Source organism: Paenibacillus sp. ACRRX (genome assembly GCF_022346885.1).
GTDB lineage: Bacteria > Bacillota > Bacilli > Paenibacillales > Paenibacillaceae > Paenibacillus_B.
In genome coordinates, this window is record NZ_JAKRNK010000004.1 from 228,970 (window position 1) to 246,025 (window position 17,056).

Here is a 17,056-nt window from a genome sequence, read left to right on the forward strand (position 1 = left end):
AATATACCATTTGATTCCAAATATCAAAAGGATTTAAATAAGCAAATTGCATATAATGGTTTGAATGTTACTATACCTCCTTTATTTCCCATTCAGTAGGAATCAAAAAACCGCTTGTGGTCTCACCCTACCTGAATGAGTGTCCATAAGCGGTCTTGTTGTGTTTATTCAGTATTTAAACATTACACGTGTTTAATAAATGTCGCATGCCAAAGTGCAAACACATACAACACCCATAGCTTACGTGAGTAATCACCTTGTCCGGCTTTATGGCGGCGGAACATATCTTCAACCGCGCTTAAGTTAATGATTGGATCGATCCCGCTCGCAGAGATATGCTCCCACATCGTATCGGCCCGCTGTGTACGCATCCAGTCACGCATCGGTACCGGGAACCCAAGCTTCGGTCTATTTAGCACCGAATCCGGAATAACCCCCTGCATCGCCTTGCGCAGTGCATATTTGGTCGTCCCTTCCGCAATGCGGTATTTCATCGGGATACGACGTGCGACATCAAATACTTTGCGGTCTAGGAACGGTACTCGCAGTTCCATCGAATGCGCCATCGTCAACTTGTCCGCTTTCATCAAGATGTCACCAGGCATCCACAGATTCATATCGATATACTGCATGCGGGATACTGGGTCCAGATGCTTAGTCCGGTCATAATATAATTTTGCCTTGTCAAACGGCTTAGAGAACGTCTCAATCTGCTCTTCTGTTGCACGCAGCAGACCTAGCTTCGTATCATCTGAGAAAATATTAGCGTTGCCTAAGAAACGCTCTTCAAGCGGCGTGGTGCCACGCATCAAGTAGTTCTTGCCGTAGAAATTCGGCATCTTCTTCAACATCTGATTCACTGAGCGCTGCATTCCCTCCGGCATCCAGGAAAGATAGCGCAAAGAGTGGGGTTCCCGGTAAATCCGATACCCGCCAAACAATTCATCCGCCCCTTCGCCAGACAATACTACCGTGACGTGCTCGCGAGCCAGTCTTGCTACTTCATAAAGCGCAATGGCGGATGGGTCTGCAATCGGCTCATCCAAATGCCAGATAGCACGTGGAACGGCGTCAAAGTACATTTCTTCCGTTATCATCCGATCATAATGCTCCGTATCGATTTGACGCGCTGTATCACGGGCAATAATGGTCTCGTTATTCGCGCCTTCAAAGCCAACACTAAACGTCTTGATGGGCTCCATTGAACGCATCAGTGTAGACGTGATCGTTGAGTCGATACCACTCGACAAGAAACATCCCCGCTGTACTTCACTATGCAAGTGATGCTTCACGGAATCCGTCATGACATCCCGAATCTCTTCGAGCACTTGTGACAATGGACGATCCATCGGGTCAAACATCGGGTCCCAATACTTACGAATCTGTGGAGCACCTTCGAATGGTATCGTAATGGTATGGGCCGGCGGGAGCTTATGTATGCCGTCATACATCGTATCCGGGTCCGGGACATATTGGAACGTCAAATAATTGTAGAAGCTGTTCATGTTTAATTGGCGCGGCATTCCGGGAACGGTGAGCAAGCTCTTGATCTCCGAACCAAACGCAAACATATCATGGTTATAGAAGTAATACACCGGCTTAATTCCAAAATGGTCTCGTGCCAGGAACAGTTGCTGCTTGTTGCGATCCCAGATGGCAAAACCGAACATGCCTCTCAAATGATGGACGCAATCCTCGCCATGCTCTTCATACAAATGCACAATAACTTCTGTATCTGTATGGGTCTTGAACTGATGACCACGATGGATCAGATCGTTGCGCAGCTCCATATAATTGTAAATTTCCCCGTTAAACACGATCCAGACCGAATCGTCCTCATTACTCAATGGCTGAGCGCCTTCCGCCACATCAATGATAGACAGACGACGGAATCCAAGTCCCACACGATCGCCGATCCACAACTTGCCATCATTCGGTCCACGATGATGAATGACCGACATCATGCTGCTAATAATATGTTCAGACGGCTGTTGACCGTCAAAATTCAATAGGCCCGCTATTCCACACATTGTTCTCCCTAACCCCTTCGCTAACACGTATAACAGTGTCGAATTAATTCGTATTATGAAATCCCTGCGACTAACGCGGAGGGCATTGCTGATACATTATACAGCCTTCGCTACATTATAAACCTTTTTGACGGAAAACGACACCGCCGACAACAATCGATTCTCAAAAATCATACTCTCCATCATAGTACAAGATACCGCCCTATGCCAATATTACTTTTACAGTAAATATTTATAACATATGTATAATTTAAGATTTAGCAGTTGACATTCTTTCCGAATAAAGTGGCCTGTATAATCTTATATTCCTACTTCGTTAAGCGAATACCATGTGACTTATCTGAACAAATTAAGAAATACCGATCCCAACGATACAATACAGACCAAAAGGAGCGATCAGTATGTTGGCGTGGATAGCAGCAGGAATTTTCATTTTTATGCTTTTATCGATCTGGCTGCTCCCGCATTACGCTGTCAATCGGATGACGCAAATGAAATGTTCTACATATGAAGGCTGTTTCGATATGCTGGAGGAATACAAAGTCTACAGTCGTAAACAGTATGAGGCGCTTTATAAAGAAGATATCACCATCATGAGCCATGACGGGTTGAAATTGTGCGGCGTGTATATTGAACAGCATCCTCAATCTAAACGTATAGTCATTCTCATCCATGGCTACACTGCCGCACTGCCTTGGTCTGCGCAATTTTTGCCTTTATTTTCTAGACTAGGATTTAACGCATTGTTGATTGACCAGCGCAGGCATGGAAATAGCGAAGGTAAATATACAACATTTGGATATAAAGAAAAATACGATGTTCAAGCGTGGGTAGACTGGGTCGTCAACCGTAAAGGTGAAGATTGTATCATTGGCCTTCACGGTCAATCTCTAGGTGGAGGAACTGTACTTGAGTATATCGCGATCCATCGCCCTCAGGTGCGTTTTGTTGTAGCAGACTGTCCATACTCCGATCTGACAAAGCTCATTCGACATCAGGTTACAAAGCTCAATCACATGCCTGCTTGGCCCACCATGACTTTAGTAAATCGCTTGTTAAAGCGCAAGGCAGGATTCAAGATGGAGGATGTAAGTCCTATTCACATTATTGCACACAGCAAGCTGCCGATTATGTTTATACATGGAAAGTCTGATATCTTTGTCCCTACTTATATGAGCGAGGAAATGTTTAACACTAAACCCGGGCCTAAGCAACTGCTGCTCATTGATAAAGCGACCCACGGCGTAGCTTACTGCTACGATCAGGAACTATACGAAGCAGAAGTAACCCGATTTGTGCAGCAGCATGTCGGAACATATGCTGTGCTATCGGAAAGCTTAGCCAACAGGGGCGAATATGGAGAGTTGGACTCCTATTCAGCTGATAACTGTCACACTCCTACCCCAGTACGCCACGCTGCCTGTTCCGAAATGGCCGCACAAGCCGCAACAGTGTCTCATGAAGACTCTGACAATGACTATGACAACGCTCCACAACAGTAACAAACAGACAGGCTGACTGTAACAAACATACAAGTCACCTGTCTGTTCTCATGTTCATACAGAGCTGCCGAATAAGCCGACAAGCAGCATGCCACACGTAATAACAAGCGACATTACAATGCGTGACATTCCCTGTTTTTCTTTGAGCACCCACATGCCCAGTATGGTGCCGAATACGATGCTGAATTCCCGAAGTGGAGCTAGCTGCGCCAGTGGGGCTAGATTCATCGCAAACAAGAAGATCAAATACGAACCTGGAGTTAAGAAGGCTCCCAATATAATTGTCTTCCAATTATGTCTCCATTCTTCCTTCAACCGTTTGGCTCTGCGCATATCAGGGAACAACATGACAAGCGCCGCCAGATTGGAAAGCTGTAATAATCCTAGCGGTGACATAAACGTAACCACACTTTTGTCGATTAGCGTGTAGCCCGTGATGCATAGTCCGATAGCAAATGTGAGCTTCATTGCACCTAACTGCTCTCTCCAACTAGAGCTCAGCAATCCGCCAATAGCAAATAAACCGCCCACAATACAGATTAAGCCGAGCCAGCCCAGGGCTGTTAAGCTCTCTCCGTACAGCAGCATGCTCATCACCGGAACGAGCAGCGCCCCTGTCCCCGCATCATGGGATACATACGGGACAACTCTCCATATTGATATGCTTTGCTAAGGAGCAAGAAGTAAAGCCCTTGGCATAAAAATGTACAGACAAGCAGCCCAATCTCAGCCCAGCTAGCGTCCATAACCATCATATTTTGAACAAAGAACGGCATAAATATAATACTCGCCAATACATGCAGAGACCATAAAAAGGTAGACTTGTGCAAGCTCCTTTTAGCAAACAAATTCCATATAGAATGTGTAAGAGCCGAGCATAGTACAAGTGCTACGCCTAAATATACGTCCATTATCGCCAAACCCTTCTTTCTTCTGCAAAGTCCATGTTGTAACCTTCTAAATTACAGGCTTATCGTAAGCGGTCACCTGCTCTGCGTCAATGAGGCAAAATTAGCGATAACCTGGCATTGAGAGCTTGTGACCAGCCCATAAATACCTTTCCTTAACAACACTTACAATTGCGGCTCTTTTCTAAATTGAAGCGGTTTGCCTGGAGCATGAAGCTCAAATACAACGATTTGATTAGTTCCTTGTTTTAAAATAGGTGCTGGCACATATAGGGATTGCTGAGGTCCTACTTCCCAATAACGGCCCAGATTAAAACCATTAATGAAGACAACACCTTTTCTCCAATTGTTCAAATATAAGAACGTATCCGCTGGCTCGCCTTCAATAACAAGCTCTGCCTCGTAGAACGCAGGCTGCTCACCGTCAAGTGTTGATGCAGGCACATCAAATTGGACCTGAGCTATGGATTCAAGAGGAATCGTCCGCACCTCCCAATGAAACTGAAACTGATTGTTTAGACGTACGCCATGCGATATGCCTTTGTGATCAATCAGCTCAGGGCCATAATTAACCCTTCCCATATTTTCCACGAGAATATCAAGTCTTGCTCCTCCCTCGGGTATTACCACTGGAATAGACGTGGGATTCCATCTCTCCACGACACCAATCAGCTTTTGATCTATAAATACAAGCGCTCGATCACGCACGTCTTGGATCGTTAATTGGCTCTCCGGTCTTGGACCCGTAATTGTAGTGGAATACATAATAAAGCCCAGTCCTTGCCCATAATGCTCCATCGGCTCAGGACATATGCTGTGATGAAGATCCGAGATCGTGTCCAGCGTGTCCCATAGCCTCACGCCTCTGAAAGGTGTCACCTCGCCATATGCAGCCTTCAGCAAATTCGAAGGCAAAGGCTCTTTCGGCAGCTCCACATATTTGCCTATGACACGACGAAAGGCCTCGAACTTCGGTGTTAAATCACCCGCTTCATTAATTGCAGCATCATAATCATAACTCGTCACCGTAGGTTCATACTTACCGCCATGGTTAGCACCATTCATAAACCCAAAGTTAGTACCACCATGCAGCATGTAAAAATTAACGGAGGCGCCGCGCGCCAATATTTCGTCAAGCGATTGAACTGCGTCCTCCGCGCTGTGTGTATGATGCTCCTCAAACCAATGGTCAAACCAGCCGTTCCAATATTCCATGCACATTAGCGGCGCATCTGGCTGGTACTCCAGCAGCTTGTCGAATGCTTCGTCCGAGCGAGAGCCAAAGTTCACAGTCGCCCAAACTCCCTCTGCCATACCTCCCTGGAGCAAATCGTCATGTGGTCCGTCAGAGGTAAACAGCAGGACATCCACACCCCGTTCAATTAACATATCCCGCAGTGCATGCAAGTAGGCTTCATCATTGCCGTAGCTGCCATACTCATTCTCAACCTGCATAGCAATAATAGGACCGCCATTAGTAGACAAAAGTGGAGTCAACAATGGGATCAACTTGTCATAATAGGCTGCGACTTTCGCTAAATAACGAGGATCACTACAGCGAAGGCGCATCGGCGTATTTAAGAGCCACGCAGGCAAACCGCCAAACTCCCACTCCCCGCACACATATGGTGTTGGCCGCACAATCACATATAACCCCATTTCACCCGCCAAACGAACAAAACCAGCAACATCATTTATGCCGTTAAAGTTAAAATGGCCTTCCCGTGGCTCGTGCAAATTCCATGCCACATATGTCTCTACCGTATTGCAGCCCATTGCCTTCAGCTTGCAAAGACGATCTGCCCAATATTCAGGTACAATGCGACAATAATGCATCGCCCCAGAGATGATGCGAAACGGTCTATCGTGCAAGAGCATTTGTTGGCCTTCCCACGTAAGCTGCGTCATATGTTCTCCTCCTAAAACATCAAATAGGTTAGGTATAACGTTCATGATAGCGCTTTTTTAGGGATTGACCATGTAATATCTTTACCTGTACATGTACAAATGTGTGAAAAAGAAGCTGCTCTCCCCAGCCTTCATACCATATGCCGGGCTTACCCCGGTCCGAGAAGAATGTAAATCTAAAACATCGACGACTAACGCAGGCTATTTTTCTCCTTGAAGTCCATCAAAAATCCATCAAGAATGATAAAGATGCCGGAATAATCCCTTTACACAGCAAAAAGCACCGTACAAACGGTGCTTCTTAAACTGATTACGATGTAATGATTGGTTCTAGGCAGACTTACACATTTACTACGAATACTAGTATAGGGCTCTGGACTGTAAATGATTAGTGTTCTACCGAAGTCAATTATAACGCTATAAGAATAGTTTCATGCCTTAAAAATCGCAATCTGTGCACGCAAATGATCCGCTTGTCCACGCAGCACATCAGATGAAGCCGCCATCTCTTCCATGACTGCGGTATGCTCCTGCGTAGCACTGGCAACCTGACGAGTACCTGCCGCTATTTCTTCCGCAATTGCTACCATCTGACGAGTCTGCTCCAAAGTAGTTGCAAATCGTTCAGTCTGTTCATTCACCGATTCGACAATCTCATGAACGGCAGAAGAAGCTTGACGTGTCACCAGTGCGATATTTTGCAAGGCTTGCTCAGCATCTTCCTTCTTGTCCGCCTCGGTGTTGACCGTCTTCACCTGCTGTGTGATCAATCGCACCGCTTCAACGACTTCTGCCTGCATTTGCACGATTCGATCATTAATATCGTCGACTGCGGTTGCGGATTGCTCTGCCAGTTTGCGTACCTGTGAGGCAATAACTGCGAAGCCAGCTCCTTGTTCACCCGCTCGCGCCGCCTCAATAGAAGCATTTAGTGCCAATAGATGGGTCTGATCTGCTATCTCTCGTACGGTGGTGGAAATACTGCCTATCTGCTCGGCTTGTCCGTTGAGGCGTTGAACCGTTGCAATCGAGGCTTGTCCAGAGGAAGCGGCATTCAACATGCCGTCAATAATGGAGGCTAGCAATCGTTCGCTCTCTGACAATGTTTCAAGCATATGTGCGGTCATACGTTCCGTTTCATCTGCTCGCTTGCGAACTGCGGCAGCTGACGTATGTATATGCTCTACAGTAGAGGTCGTCTGTGCTGTCCATGACACTTGGCGTTCGGCTCCGTGACTCATGCCATCAGCGGTTTCCGAGATCTGCTCAATCTGATGCGCTGCGTGTGTCATCGCATCGCTTAGTGTAACCGTGTTCCGGGTAGTGACTTCAACACTGGACTTGATCTCTTGAATCATGCGCTGAAGATTGCAAATCATCTTGCCAAATGCACCGTTAAGTACTTGGACTTCATCGTGGAATGGGTAATCTGGCAGCGTGACGTTCAGATTACCCTCCGCTGCTTCTTCTGCTGCCTTGGTCAAGCGGACGAGCGGCTTTACAATAAAACGGGCTGCAAGCCACCCCAACAAACATGTCCAAAATATTCCTAGCGAAAATATGATCGCGTCAAATGCCAATTCGCTCATACTTGGCGCAATGTAAGGCTTCAGTACAAAAATAAAAAAACCGCTAGTCGTATACGTCACCGTTGATACAGCTAGAATACCGAGTACCATTTTCTTCTGCAGACCAAATTTCATCATTGATCATCCCCCATGTCTGGTAACCTTTCTATATCTAGCGTTATGCTTCGACATCGGATTGCGATTCGTGCTTGCGCGCTGCAAACAACAATATCGTAATAAGCAGGAAAGCAGTAAAGGCTAGGAGCGGAATCGTAATCCAACCGTACATATCCAAATAATCATAGTTACATGGAATACCTACACGGCAAGGAGTGATTGCAGCCAAGCCTGGCACTTTCTGTTCTAAATAATGATACGTGGAGATAGATCCTCCTATAATAGCAAGAGGAATCGTGTATTTTATAATGCCGTAGTCTTCGCGGTATGCCCCGATTCCAAGCAAAAGGACGAGCGGATACATAAAGATCCGCTGCAGCCAGCACAGCTTGCACGGCTCCCACAATAGAATCTCACTCATGTAAAGGCTTCCACTTGTTGCCAGGAGCGCAATGAGAAAAGCAAAATAAAGTGCATATTTACGAATAAATGTCATACTCGGACGACCTCCTTTATTACTTCACGGCCGCTAAGGCATCTTCAATCGCTTGCTTTAACGCAGGATAGCTGTCCCACTGCCCTGTATACTCTTTGCCGTTAATGTAAAAGGCGGGTGTTCCCTGAGGCTTAGCCTGTTGTACAAAAGCCAAATCTTGATCTACTTCCTTCTTGTACGATTCATCCTGTATCTGCTTTAGCAACTGCGCGGAGTCCATGCTCGGTACCGCTTTCTTGGCGATCTCAACTAGATATTCAGGTGTCGCCCATTGTTCACGCTCATCCTTCTGTCCCGCATAAATCGCTTCATGATAAGCCCAGAATGCTTCCGGATTATGTGCATAGACAGCTTCACCAGCCAGTGCCGCTGTACGTGAATCAGGTGCTAGGAACGGATAGTTCATAAACGAGAACTGAATCTTGCCTGTATCAATAAAGTCTGCCTTCAATTGCTTGTAATTTGTATCTTCCCAGAACTTGCAGGCAGGGCACTTGTAATCTCCAAATTCTACGACTGTGACTTTAGCCTCAGGAGAACCTAGAATCGGCTGCCCCTCCAATTTAAAATCAACAACACGTTCATCACGCTGCTGCTTGCCAATCTCTGTGCTTTGTTGATTTAGCACAAATATAAGCCCCAGCAGTACAACTAACACGACCGGAAACAAGATAAGCATCAGTTTGTTATTGCTCTTCTTGCTGGAATATGACGACTTTGATTTCGACGTACTTTTACCCAACAGATTCACCTCTTCATTGCTTTTTTAGTATGTATGTCATGATGTCTATATTCGCTGACATAGGTATCTACTCCTTTCTAATGTAAACGAAAACCGACAATTTTTCTATTTCTTTTACTAGAATCGTCATTTCAATGTGATCTATGTCATCGAATGGTAACATTTTAGGTTCATTTGGTACCTAATGATAATGCGGCAGATTCCTTGATCTGAGCAGAAGGTGTGTGCAGCCTAACTTGTCTAAATCAGAAGCAAGAACTGAGGGGTACAGGAATAACATCTTCAAAGACACTTCTCCATCAAACATACAAACAGCAAAAGATGACCGACAGTCACCCGAAACTAACATTCCGGGTGACTGTCGGTCATCAGTTGCATTGGAGCAGCCTGCTCCAACCCTATTGTTTAATGCACAGCTTCACAGGATGCTCCAGCTGTGGCCGTGTGTGGCCCGGATTCGGAGTGGAACCACTTTTGCGAGCGAGTGTGTTCTGTATGTAAGAGGGAAACCCTGTCAAGGTTGATACGCTCATACGAGCAAGTTCAACGGCAGTCACCGAGGATGAGGTGCCACCCCGAGGAGAAGTTACGCTCCATGCCCGCCGTGATGCGCTGCATGCGCTCCGGAACCGCTGCTAATTTCGAGCAAATCATCAATGTCCCCCTGCAGCGCAGGTGTCAGGCTGGATGCAGTCCCAAGCAGCCATGCAGCATTATAGGGCCCTTCGGCAGGCGTGCGATCATACGTCGGTCGAACTCCTTCGAGGTATTGACGCAGTACAGGCGGGATCTGACTGCCAGCTGTCAGTAGTAAGGGCGCATGCTTACCTTTGTGAGCAAATGGCGCAGCAGCCGCAATTAGCAGCGGATCATTCCCCAGAGCAAGTGAAAAGTTATGCCCTGGTGTCGTAATCCCCCACCCGAAGCCTGTGTTCGGGTCCTTGTATCGGGCAAAAGCCACCGCATTGGCGGTAGGGTTGGCTCCCTCAATCCGCTCCACTCTTCCGAAAGCAGATAACTGCGCTGCTGTTTCCGCTGATACTGCGGTGCGCGGGCCTATTATGTAAATAACTGCAGTCTTGCGCCGCTTTGCAAGCGCATCAGCAGTAGCTTGTGGAATGCCGTCTTTTGTTACAAACAACAACGGCTCAGGCATATGTGCTGTCCAATTTACAGCAGGCAGCGTGAAGGCAGGTGCATCTAGTGAACCTACGACGACGGTTGGAGAAAGCTGCCCACTTGTACGCGACATGTATAGATCGACATCTGCGGCTGCCTGCGCGGGCTCGCTACTGGCAATCCGCCTCACATCGAAGCCCATTGCTTTCAATTGATCCCACACAGACTGGTGAACATTGCCGACTACAATTACTCGCGGATAGGCTCCTTTTTCGATTCCTTTAGGTCGCAGCCTTGCAATCTCTTGCCGCGTAGCCTCAGGAATACGATCTTGATCTGTATAAAGAAGCGGTGCGTTCAGCGGATGGTGAATCAGATGTGCTGCCGCGGCAGCTATCCCCCAATGCTCTTTGGTCACCAGCACGATGCCGTTAGGCCTTCCTTCCTCCGTCAGAGCAGGCCAAGCTATTCTTGAGACAGCGATAGCCGCCAAAACAGGGTCATCTTGATTGATACGCACCGTATTGTTGGTTACCACCCACGGTTCATTTGTTTTATTCAGCGTCGGCATCGTAGTGTATTTTCGGGAATCATCCGTGTACTTGCTGCCGTGATCTGTAGGATATCGTTGAGTCGCAAGAGCAAGACCTTCTCCCCTAGCTGCTATGTGTTCACCTTCAGAAGCTGTCATAAGATTTCTTACGTATGCAGCATTACGTTCTTTTGTAACAGCCGTTGTACATGCTTGCGCATGAGCCGTTGAGATGTTCAGGATAATACCCAAGCATGTATATACAAGTAGTGATACCGTAATCCTTCTTCGTTGTCTTCTGTTGCTGGCTGTGACAAATGGTAATCCAAGGTGATTAAATTTCAAGTGAGGCTCCACCTTTCTCATCTCAATATGCAAGTTTACGCAAGCAAATGATTTCCTTATCACAGCGTCCCCGATTTTTCAAAATATATGTATCACTTATTTAATAAACTGCTCTCATACTTCCTCTTACTCTAAAGGAACAAAAGTCCTTCCTTGCACGAACACGCTTAACCTCTATAATCCAATTGAATATCCAAATCAATTAAAAAACGGTACCCGAGCATGACGCTCAAGTACCGTTTTATATTTAAGTAACTCTTTATTCAATTACCAATCATTCTGGATCTTTGCCGAGCAGGATTGTGAGCCCCAGCAATGTCACAACTATGGTAGCCCCCATGTCAGACAGGATCGCAATCCAAAGCGTAAGCCAACCAGGTATGGTGAGCAGCAAAGCGATTATCTTCAGCCCCAGCGATAAACCAATGTTAAGTCGAATGACCCGATTGACGAGACGGGATACCCGAATAGCTGCTGGCAGCTTGCCGAGATGATCCTGCATTAATACGATATCGGCCGTCTCAACGGCGCTGTCCGTTCCTTTGCCCATCGCAATACCTAATTGTGCGGAAGCTAGGGCCGGTGCATCATTAATGCCATCCCCTACCATCGCTACACGGTACTTCTTGGCCAGTTCCTTTACTTGCTCGACCTTTTGCTCTGGCAGCAGTCCCGCATGCCATTCTGACACACCAACCGCTTCTGCCACTCGAGCAGCAGATTGCTTGTGGTCGCCTGTCAGCATGATGGTATGTGTGATATGCGCATCATGAAGTGCCTGTATCGTAGCCCGACTCTCTTCCCGAATCTCATCAGCAAGGCCAAATACACCAAGGGGACGACCATGCTCCACGACTGCAACGATGGTATAACCCTGAGCCTTCATGCGCTCGGCATCTGCTTGTGCCTGCTCGAATGCGGCCCCGTCCCGATTTAATATGCGCTCACTGCCTACTAGATAAGTCGTACCCTCAATAATAGCTTCGATTCCTTCACCCGCAACAGTCTCTGCATGTGAAGGCTCTACAAATTGCGTCAAGCCCTTTCCATTTACATATCGAATCATGGCCTTCGCAAGCGGGTGAAGCGAGCCCTGCTCAACAGCGCCGATAACATCGTAACAGCGTCCCTGATCATACACGACCTCTGCCATTACAGCAGGCTCGCCTTTGGTTAAAGTTCCTGTCTTATCAAAAGCAAGGGCGTTAATTTTGCCAAGCTGCTCCAGATGGACGCCGCCTTTGACCAGAATTCCCATACGTGCCGTGCGTGTTATACCGCTTACGATCGCAATTGGAGAGGACAGAATTAAGGCACATGGGCAGCCAACAATTAAGACAGCAAAGCCTTGATAGACCCATTTGAACCAATCCCCGTCCAGCAGGAGCGGCGGTACAACCATTACTAGCGCTGCAATGATCATAATGACAGGAGTATAATATTGCGCAAACTTATCAATAAACAACTCCGTTGGTGTCTTAGTGTCTTGCGCTTCTCGAACCAAATGTAATATTTTAGCTAAGGATGAGTCCTCATACGCTTTGTCTACCCGAACTTTTAACAGACCAGATGTGTTAATGCTGCCTCCATAAACGCTGCTTCCGACCTCTTTGGCTACCGGCAATGATTCACCTGTAATAGCAGCTTCGTCGACCCCGCTGATTCCCTCCAACACGGTGCCGTCAGATGGAATCTTCTCGCCTGGTCGCACAACGACCGTATCGTTGACTTTGAGCTGCTCGATTGGAATCGTAACCGTCTCACCGTGTCGCAGTACATTGGCTTGCTTAGGCGCCACTGCTAACAGCGAAGCAACTGATTGTCTTGCCCGTTCCATACCGTAACCTTCAAGAATCTCATTAAGTCCAAACAAGATAGCAACTAGAGTTGCTTCTTTCCATTCGCCCATTACTACTGCGCCTGTAAGTGCTACTGTCATCAGAGTATCCATATTAAAACGTAAACGGAACAGATTACGCAGCCCTTGCATAAATGTGGTGTGACCACTCAATAGCACGGCAATTAAGTAAAGAGCGATTAAGGACCACTGTGGGATACGACCATCCAACATGAAAGTAGAGACGTAAAGCACAGACGATATGCCGAGAAACCACTTCATTCGTTTCATCGAGCCGTGCTCATGGCTATGTCCGTGGCTGTGATCGTGCCCATGCGCTTCCCCATGTTCGTGGTTAGCATCAGAATGATCATGCTTATCGCCATTCGCGTGATTATGCGAATGCGAGCCATGTGAATGCCCCTCACAATTGTGATGTTCATGCCCATGCTCATGTCCCGCTGCATGAAGCTGCTCACTCTGTTGAGATCCCTTGCCCTTGCTGCCCGAGGCTCTCGTAAAGCCTTCCCCAGTTAAAGCACCTGCCTCTACGAGATATGCACCATCCCGACGCAAAATACGCTCCACTTGCTTGCGATTGACTGATGGATTAATCTTTAGAGTTCCGCTGTTGTAATGTAATTCCGCGTCTTTGCCATTCTCCAAACGTCGAATATCGATCTCACATTCACGAGCGCAATTGGCGCAAGATAAGCCTTTTACCTGAAACGACTGCCGCTCGTCACCTTGTGCTAGTTGATTAGGGAGTGTTCTAGTCATGACAATGCTCCTCTCTCATATGCTCTTGAGTCATCCGAATCAGCATACGAATATGATGGTCAGTCAGTGAATAAAATACATTTTTCCCTTCTTTACGCGACTTCGCGATACCAAGCGATTTCATCAACCGCAGATGATGCGAAGTTGTTGCGATCGAATGACCCGTTAAAACAGCCATATCACACACGCACAACTCTTCGCCCTCATCCAGATACACCGCCATTTTCATCCTTGTCGAGTCAGACAACGCCTTAAACATTTGGGCCATATTGCTCACTTCATGCTCAACGACACGTCCTTTGAGCTTGTTAATCTTAGCTAGGTCGTAGCACACAAGCTCACACACATCTTGTTGAATATCCTCTTTAATTGGTTTAGGCACCATTCTTTGTACCTCCATATTCTGAAGATTAGTAGTTGTATAACAAAACGAAATATTTGTTAATCAAGTATTCGTTTGAATGTTTAATTGAATTATATCACCACATATTCGTATATTCAAATGATTTTTTAAATGTTATTCAAAATTCCTTATTTGCCTACCCAATATGTAAAAAGCGATGGGCCGTGCTTCGCGCACATTCCATCGCTTGTCATACATTTGTTCCTGCGTTCATTGTCTACCATTAGATTCGAAACTATTCACCAGATTCAGCTTGAAACGTCTCCATCATGCGGGCGGTGCTGGACAATGGCACAGCCTGCTTGTCTACAACAGATATATATGGATTCCCCGCAATGTAGAAACGCCATAGTTTATCCGCATACTCTTCTGCGTAAGGAATGTTAATACGAGCAGCACATGCAATCTGCGCATAGGGAATTTGGATTCCTTGATCGATCCAGAGTTCTTCTCCCATCACCAGATCAGCACCATCAAAACGCTTGTTGATATCAAGCGCAGCGCACAGCTTCCCAGGCCCGTTACTAATATCCGCCGCTTTACGTGAGCGGATTGGCCTACGTGCACGCATCAAATCCGCGTCCAGTTGTGATAACGGCTCAACTGCGCGAATCAGCACAGCCTCAGCCTGCTCCTGCTCCGCTGCAACTACATTTAAGCAGTAATGCATGCCATATATTAAGTAAACATAAGCCTTGCCGCCATCTTGGAACATCGTCTCGGTTCGTTTCGTACGACGATTGCCATAGGCATGACTACCCTTATCAAGCGGTGCAACATAACTTTCCGTCTCCACAATTCGGCATCGAATCAACCCTTCGGACGTTCGTCTCACCAATGTCTGTCCGAGCAGATGTGGTGCCAGAGGCAACGCTCCCTGCCTAAACCACGACCGGGACATCCTGCCGTCTATCCCCTGATTACATCCGTTGGCATCACCTGCAAGTGAATCATGCTCCATTTGTGTCATCTGGTGCTTCCTTTCCCGCTTATTTACGACGTCAGCTCAAGTCTATTTCCGATCCCCACTTAAGCATCACCCATGCTGTCACATTCTCTGTAAGTTTCTCTATAAGTTCATGAATTATAAGTACCTGCTGCCTGCACTGGCCTACATGTTTAATAGCTCTTTTGTCACACAAACTCCTATTTAAAACAACCAACAACAACTACTCTTCATCTGTTCGCGGCCTAGCCCCTTCGCACATTTCACGATAAGAGCAGCGGCGGCATTTTCGCTCGTCATCCGTAACCTCAAAATCCATTATAGACTTGGGGGCATTAGCAGCAGTATCCGACAAATAATGACGCATCTTGGCAATGCTAGTCTCCACATAAGCTGCAAGCTCATTCATCTCATACTCTTCCACTTGGTCCAGCTTGCACTGCCCACTCAGCAAATATTCCGTACGAATATCGATCTGCTCATACGGAATGCCATAATTCTCATGAACATACCAGCTATATAGACGAAGCTGTGTGACATTTCGTTCGTCCTCCTGCCCCGTTTTCCAGTCCACAATGATATAACGGCCCGCCTGGCGGTACATAAAGTCAAGCTTAACGTAGATCATCGTATCGCCCAGATCAAGCGTATTCAGCTTCTCCAGCTCCACCAAATGACAGCTATCCGCATGCATAAAATGCTGCAAGCTTTCACTGCCAAGCAGCCGATCAACTAAAATCGGCAAGCGTGTCTTGATGGTCTCCGTTAACTGCGGCGGCAATCCGCCTCTATAATACATCTCGTGCAGCATCCGCCGCTGCTTGGGCTGTGCTGTCCAAGCCTCTATGTCCTTGGAATCCTTATAAGCTTGGTTTAACAGAAAGCGGATTCGTTTTATGATCTCCTCTGGCTCCTGTATTTTTCCATAGTGATGATAAGACTTCACCGCTTCCTCAGCCATCTTGTGCACAGCATCTCCGAATATAAGGTATAGATTCGTCATCTGCTTCAATCGATACGCCTGCCTCGCCATAGGCGGAGCGTCCAAATACCAACCATTATGCGCAGCGTAGTAATGGAAGTAGTATTTGCGGCGGCATTCTTCAAACAGGTTATGGCGCGAAGGCGACCACGACCAATCCGGATAAGGTCTTGGCGGCATGAAGGTTCGACTCCTTTATATGAATAACTTCCTAAATATACAGAACAGGCTCCCTGCAGGAACCTGCTCCAACTAATCGCTATTATATCATGGATAGTTATGAACGATGGGATAGCGCTGCTGCCTACTGTGCATCGGGGAAATGATATAGGTGACGGAGTAATAGTCCCTCCTTATCTGGCCATAATCGTGTTAGCACATCCATTCTTTGCTGAACTACATGTCGATCCAACTCGGCTTCATGGGCTGACACTCGACTGTACACGATCATGCCAACGGGCAGTGTTCGTAACCCTTCCGAACTTTCTACGTGTCTCCATGATGTGAATGGCTTCAACTGTACAGTTGGATCCAGTTGCTGCATATGAAGTGATGATGCAAGTATGACTACTATTGCTGCAAACACGATGTGAGTAATAACGATTGTTACACAGACAAGCTGTCGATTACGCATCACTTTCACCATCCGTTCATGACTATAATTTTACGAGGCATAACCATACTCTTCCATTGTATATTACCCTAGGGAGCACAACAATTTATACGCAGATATCTAATCGCTGGCCTTTGCACAAAACAAAGAGGCCCGCCCAGTAACTGGACTAGCCTCTTTTAACGTTCAAATCAGAATGCGGAATCATCTATATGAGTTTAATTCAAG

Annotated in this window: 14 protein-coding genes; 1 reads left to right on the forward strand and 13 read right to left on the reverse strand. The window is 46.7% G+C overall.

Going from position 1 to position 17,056, the window contains the following annotated elements; genetic code table 11:
* Positions 1-182: 182 nt before the first annotated feature.
* Complete coding sequence (gene asnB / locus MH117_RS14165; RefSeq protein WP_239329409.1) at positions 183-2,030, reverse strand: asparagine synthase (glutamine-hydrolyzing); 1,848 nt, start codon at positions 2,028-2,030, stop codon at positions 183-185.
* Between the two features lie 401 nt (positions 2,031-2,431).
* Here asnB and MH117_RS14170 point away from each other — a divergent pair, with 401 nt between their 5' ends.
* The gene (locus MH117_RS14170; RefSeq protein WP_239329410.1) at positions 2,432-3,532 is read left to right on the forward strand and encodes an alpha/beta hydrolase; all 1,101 of its coding nucleotides are present in this window, start codon (positions 2,432-2,434) and stop codon (positions 3,530-3,532) included.
* A gap of 54 nt (positions 3,533-3,586) precedes the next feature.
* Here MH117_RS14170 and MH117_RS14175 read toward each other — a convergent pair whose 3' ends face one another.
* From MH117_RS14175 to MH117_RS14230, 12 genes are all read right to left on the reverse strand, one after another.
* Positions 3,587-4,126 (reverse strand): DMT family transporter, encoded by a 540-nt coding sequence (locus MH117_RS14175; protein ID WP_239329411.1) that lies wholly within the window; start codon positions 4,124-4,126, stop codon positions 3,587-3,589.
* Positions 4,126-4,443, reverse strand: a complete 318-nt coding sequence (locus MH117_RS14180) for a hypothetical protein (protein ID WP_239329412.1) — start codon at positions 4,441-4,443, stop codon at positions 4,126-4,128. Before MH117_RS14180 ends, MH117_RS14175 begins: the two co-directional genes overlap by 1 nt.
* A 162-nt stretch (positions 4,444-4,605) precedes the next feature.
* The gene (locus MH117_RS14185; protein WP_239329413.1) at positions 4,606-6,348 is read right to left on the reverse strand and encodes a glycoside hydrolase family 35 protein; all 1,743 of its coding nucleotides are present in this window, start codon (positions 6,346-6,348) and stop codon (positions 4,606-4,608) included.
* A 431-nt stretch (positions 6,349-6,779) separates the two neighbouring features.
* The gene (locus MH117_RS14190) at positions 6,780-8,054 is read right to left on the reverse strand and encodes a methyl-accepting chemotaxis protein (RefSeq protein WP_239329414.1); all 1,275 of its coding nucleotides are present in this window, start codon (positions 8,052-8,054) and stop codon (positions 6,780-6,782) included.
* Between the two features lie 40 nt (positions 8,055-8,094).
* Positions 8,095-8,529, reverse strand: coding sequence for a disulfide oxidoreductase (locus MH117_RS14195; RefSeq protein ID WP_239329415.1), 435 nt, complete (start codon positions 8,527-8,529; stop codon positions 8,095-8,097).
* A gap of 19 nt (positions 8,530-8,548) precedes the next feature.
* A complete protein-coding gene (locus MH117_RS14200; protein WP_481857268.1) occupies positions 8,549-9,280 on the reverse strand; it encodes a DsbA family protein in 732 nt (243 codons plus the stop codon).
* Positions 9,281-9,857: 577 nt separating this feature from the next.
* A complete protein-coding gene (locus tag MH117_RS14205; RefSeq protein WP_239329417.1) occupies positions 9,858-11,267 on the reverse strand; it encodes a cell wall-binding repeat-containing protein in 1,410 nt (469 codons plus the stop codon).
* A gap of 274 nt (positions 11,268-11,541) precedes the next feature.
* Complete coding sequence (locus MH117_RS14210) at positions 11,542-13,884, reverse strand: heavy metal translocating P-type ATPase (protein WP_239329418.1); 2,343 nt, start codon at positions 13,882-13,884, stop codon at positions 11,542-11,544.
* Positions 13,877-14,269 carry an ArsR/SmtB family transcription factor gene (locus MH117_RS14215; RefSeq protein ID WP_239329419.1) on the reverse strand — a complete coding sequence of 131 codons (393 nt, stop codon included), beginning with the start codon at positions 14,267-14,269 and terminating at the stop codon, positions 13,877-13,879. Before MH117_RS14215 ends, MH117_RS14210 begins: the two co-directional genes overlap by 8 nt.
* 253 nt (positions 14,270-14,522) lie before the next feature.
* Entirely contained in the window at positions 14,523-15,257 is a 735-nt protein-coding gene (locus MH117_RS14220) for a DNA-3-methyladenine glycosylase (protein WP_239329420.1), read from the reverse strand.
* Between the two features lie 199 nt (positions 15,258-15,456).
* A complete protein-coding gene (locus MH117_RS14225; protein WP_239329421.1) occupies positions 15,457-16,395 on the reverse strand; it encodes a PD-(D/E)XK nuclease family protein in 939 nt (312 codons plus the stop codon).
* 124 nt (positions 16,396-16,519) lie between these two features.
* Complete coding sequence (locus MH117_RS14230) at positions 16,520-16,861, reverse strand: hypothetical protein (RefSeq protein ID WP_239329422.1); 342 nt, start codon at positions 16,859-16,861, stop codon at positions 16,520-16,522.
* Positions 16,862-17,056: the final 195 nt, after the last annotated feature.

What these genes read in the sequence shown, in the direction of transcription:
- asnB (WP_239329409.1), bottom strand. Translation starts at nt 2,030, where the DNA reads ATGTGTGGAATAGCGGGCCTATTGAATTTTGACGGTCAACAGCCGTCT.
- MH117_RS14170 (WP_239329410.1), top strand. Translation starts at nt 2,432, where the DNA reads ATGTTGGCGTGGATAGCAGCAGGAATTTTCATTTTTATGCTTTTATCG.
- MH117_RS14175 (WP_239329411.1), bottom strand. Translation starts at nt 4,126, where the DNA reads ATGAGCATGCTGCTGTACGGAGAGAGCTTAACAGCCCTGGGCTGGCTC.
- MH117_RS14180 (WP_239329412.1), bottom strand. Translation starts at nt 4,443, where the DNA reads ATGGACGTATATTTAGGCGTAGCACTTGTACTATGCTCGGCTCTTACA.
- MH117_RS14185 (WP_239329413.1), bottom strand. Translation starts at nt 6,348, where the DNA reads ATGACGCAGCTTACGTGGGAAGGCCAACAAATGCTCTTGCACGATAGA.
- MH117_RS14190 (WP_239329414.1), bottom strand. Translation starts at nt 8,054, where the DNA reads ATGATGAAATTTGGTCTGCAGAAGAAAATGGTACTCGGTATTCTAGCT.
- MH117_RS14195 (WP_239329415.1), bottom strand. Translation starts at nt 8,529, where the DNA reads ATGACATTTATTCGTAAATATGCACTTTATTTTGCTTTTCTCATTGCG.
- MH117_RS14210 (WP_239329418.1), bottom strand. Translation starts at nt 13,884, where the DNA reads ATGACTAGAACACTCCCTAATCAACTAGCACAAGGTGACGAGCGGCAG.
- MH117_RS14215 (WP_239329419.1), bottom strand. Translation starts at nt 14,269, where the DNA reads ATGGTGCCTAAACCAATTAAAGAGGATATTCAACAAGATGTGTGTGAG.
- MH117_RS14220 (WP_239329420.1), bottom strand. Translation starts at nt 15,257, where the DNA reads ATGACACAAATGGAGCATGATTCACTTGCAGGTGATGCCAACGGATGT.
- MH117_RS14225 (WP_239329421.1), bottom strand. Translation starts at nt 16,395, where the DNA reads ATGCCGCCAAGACCTTATCCGGATTGGTCGTGGTCGCCTTCGCGCCAT.
- MH117_RS14230 (WP_239329422.1), bottom strand. Translation starts at nt 16,861, where the DNA reads ATGGTGAAAGTGATGCGTAATCGACAGCTTGTCTGTGTAACAATCGTT.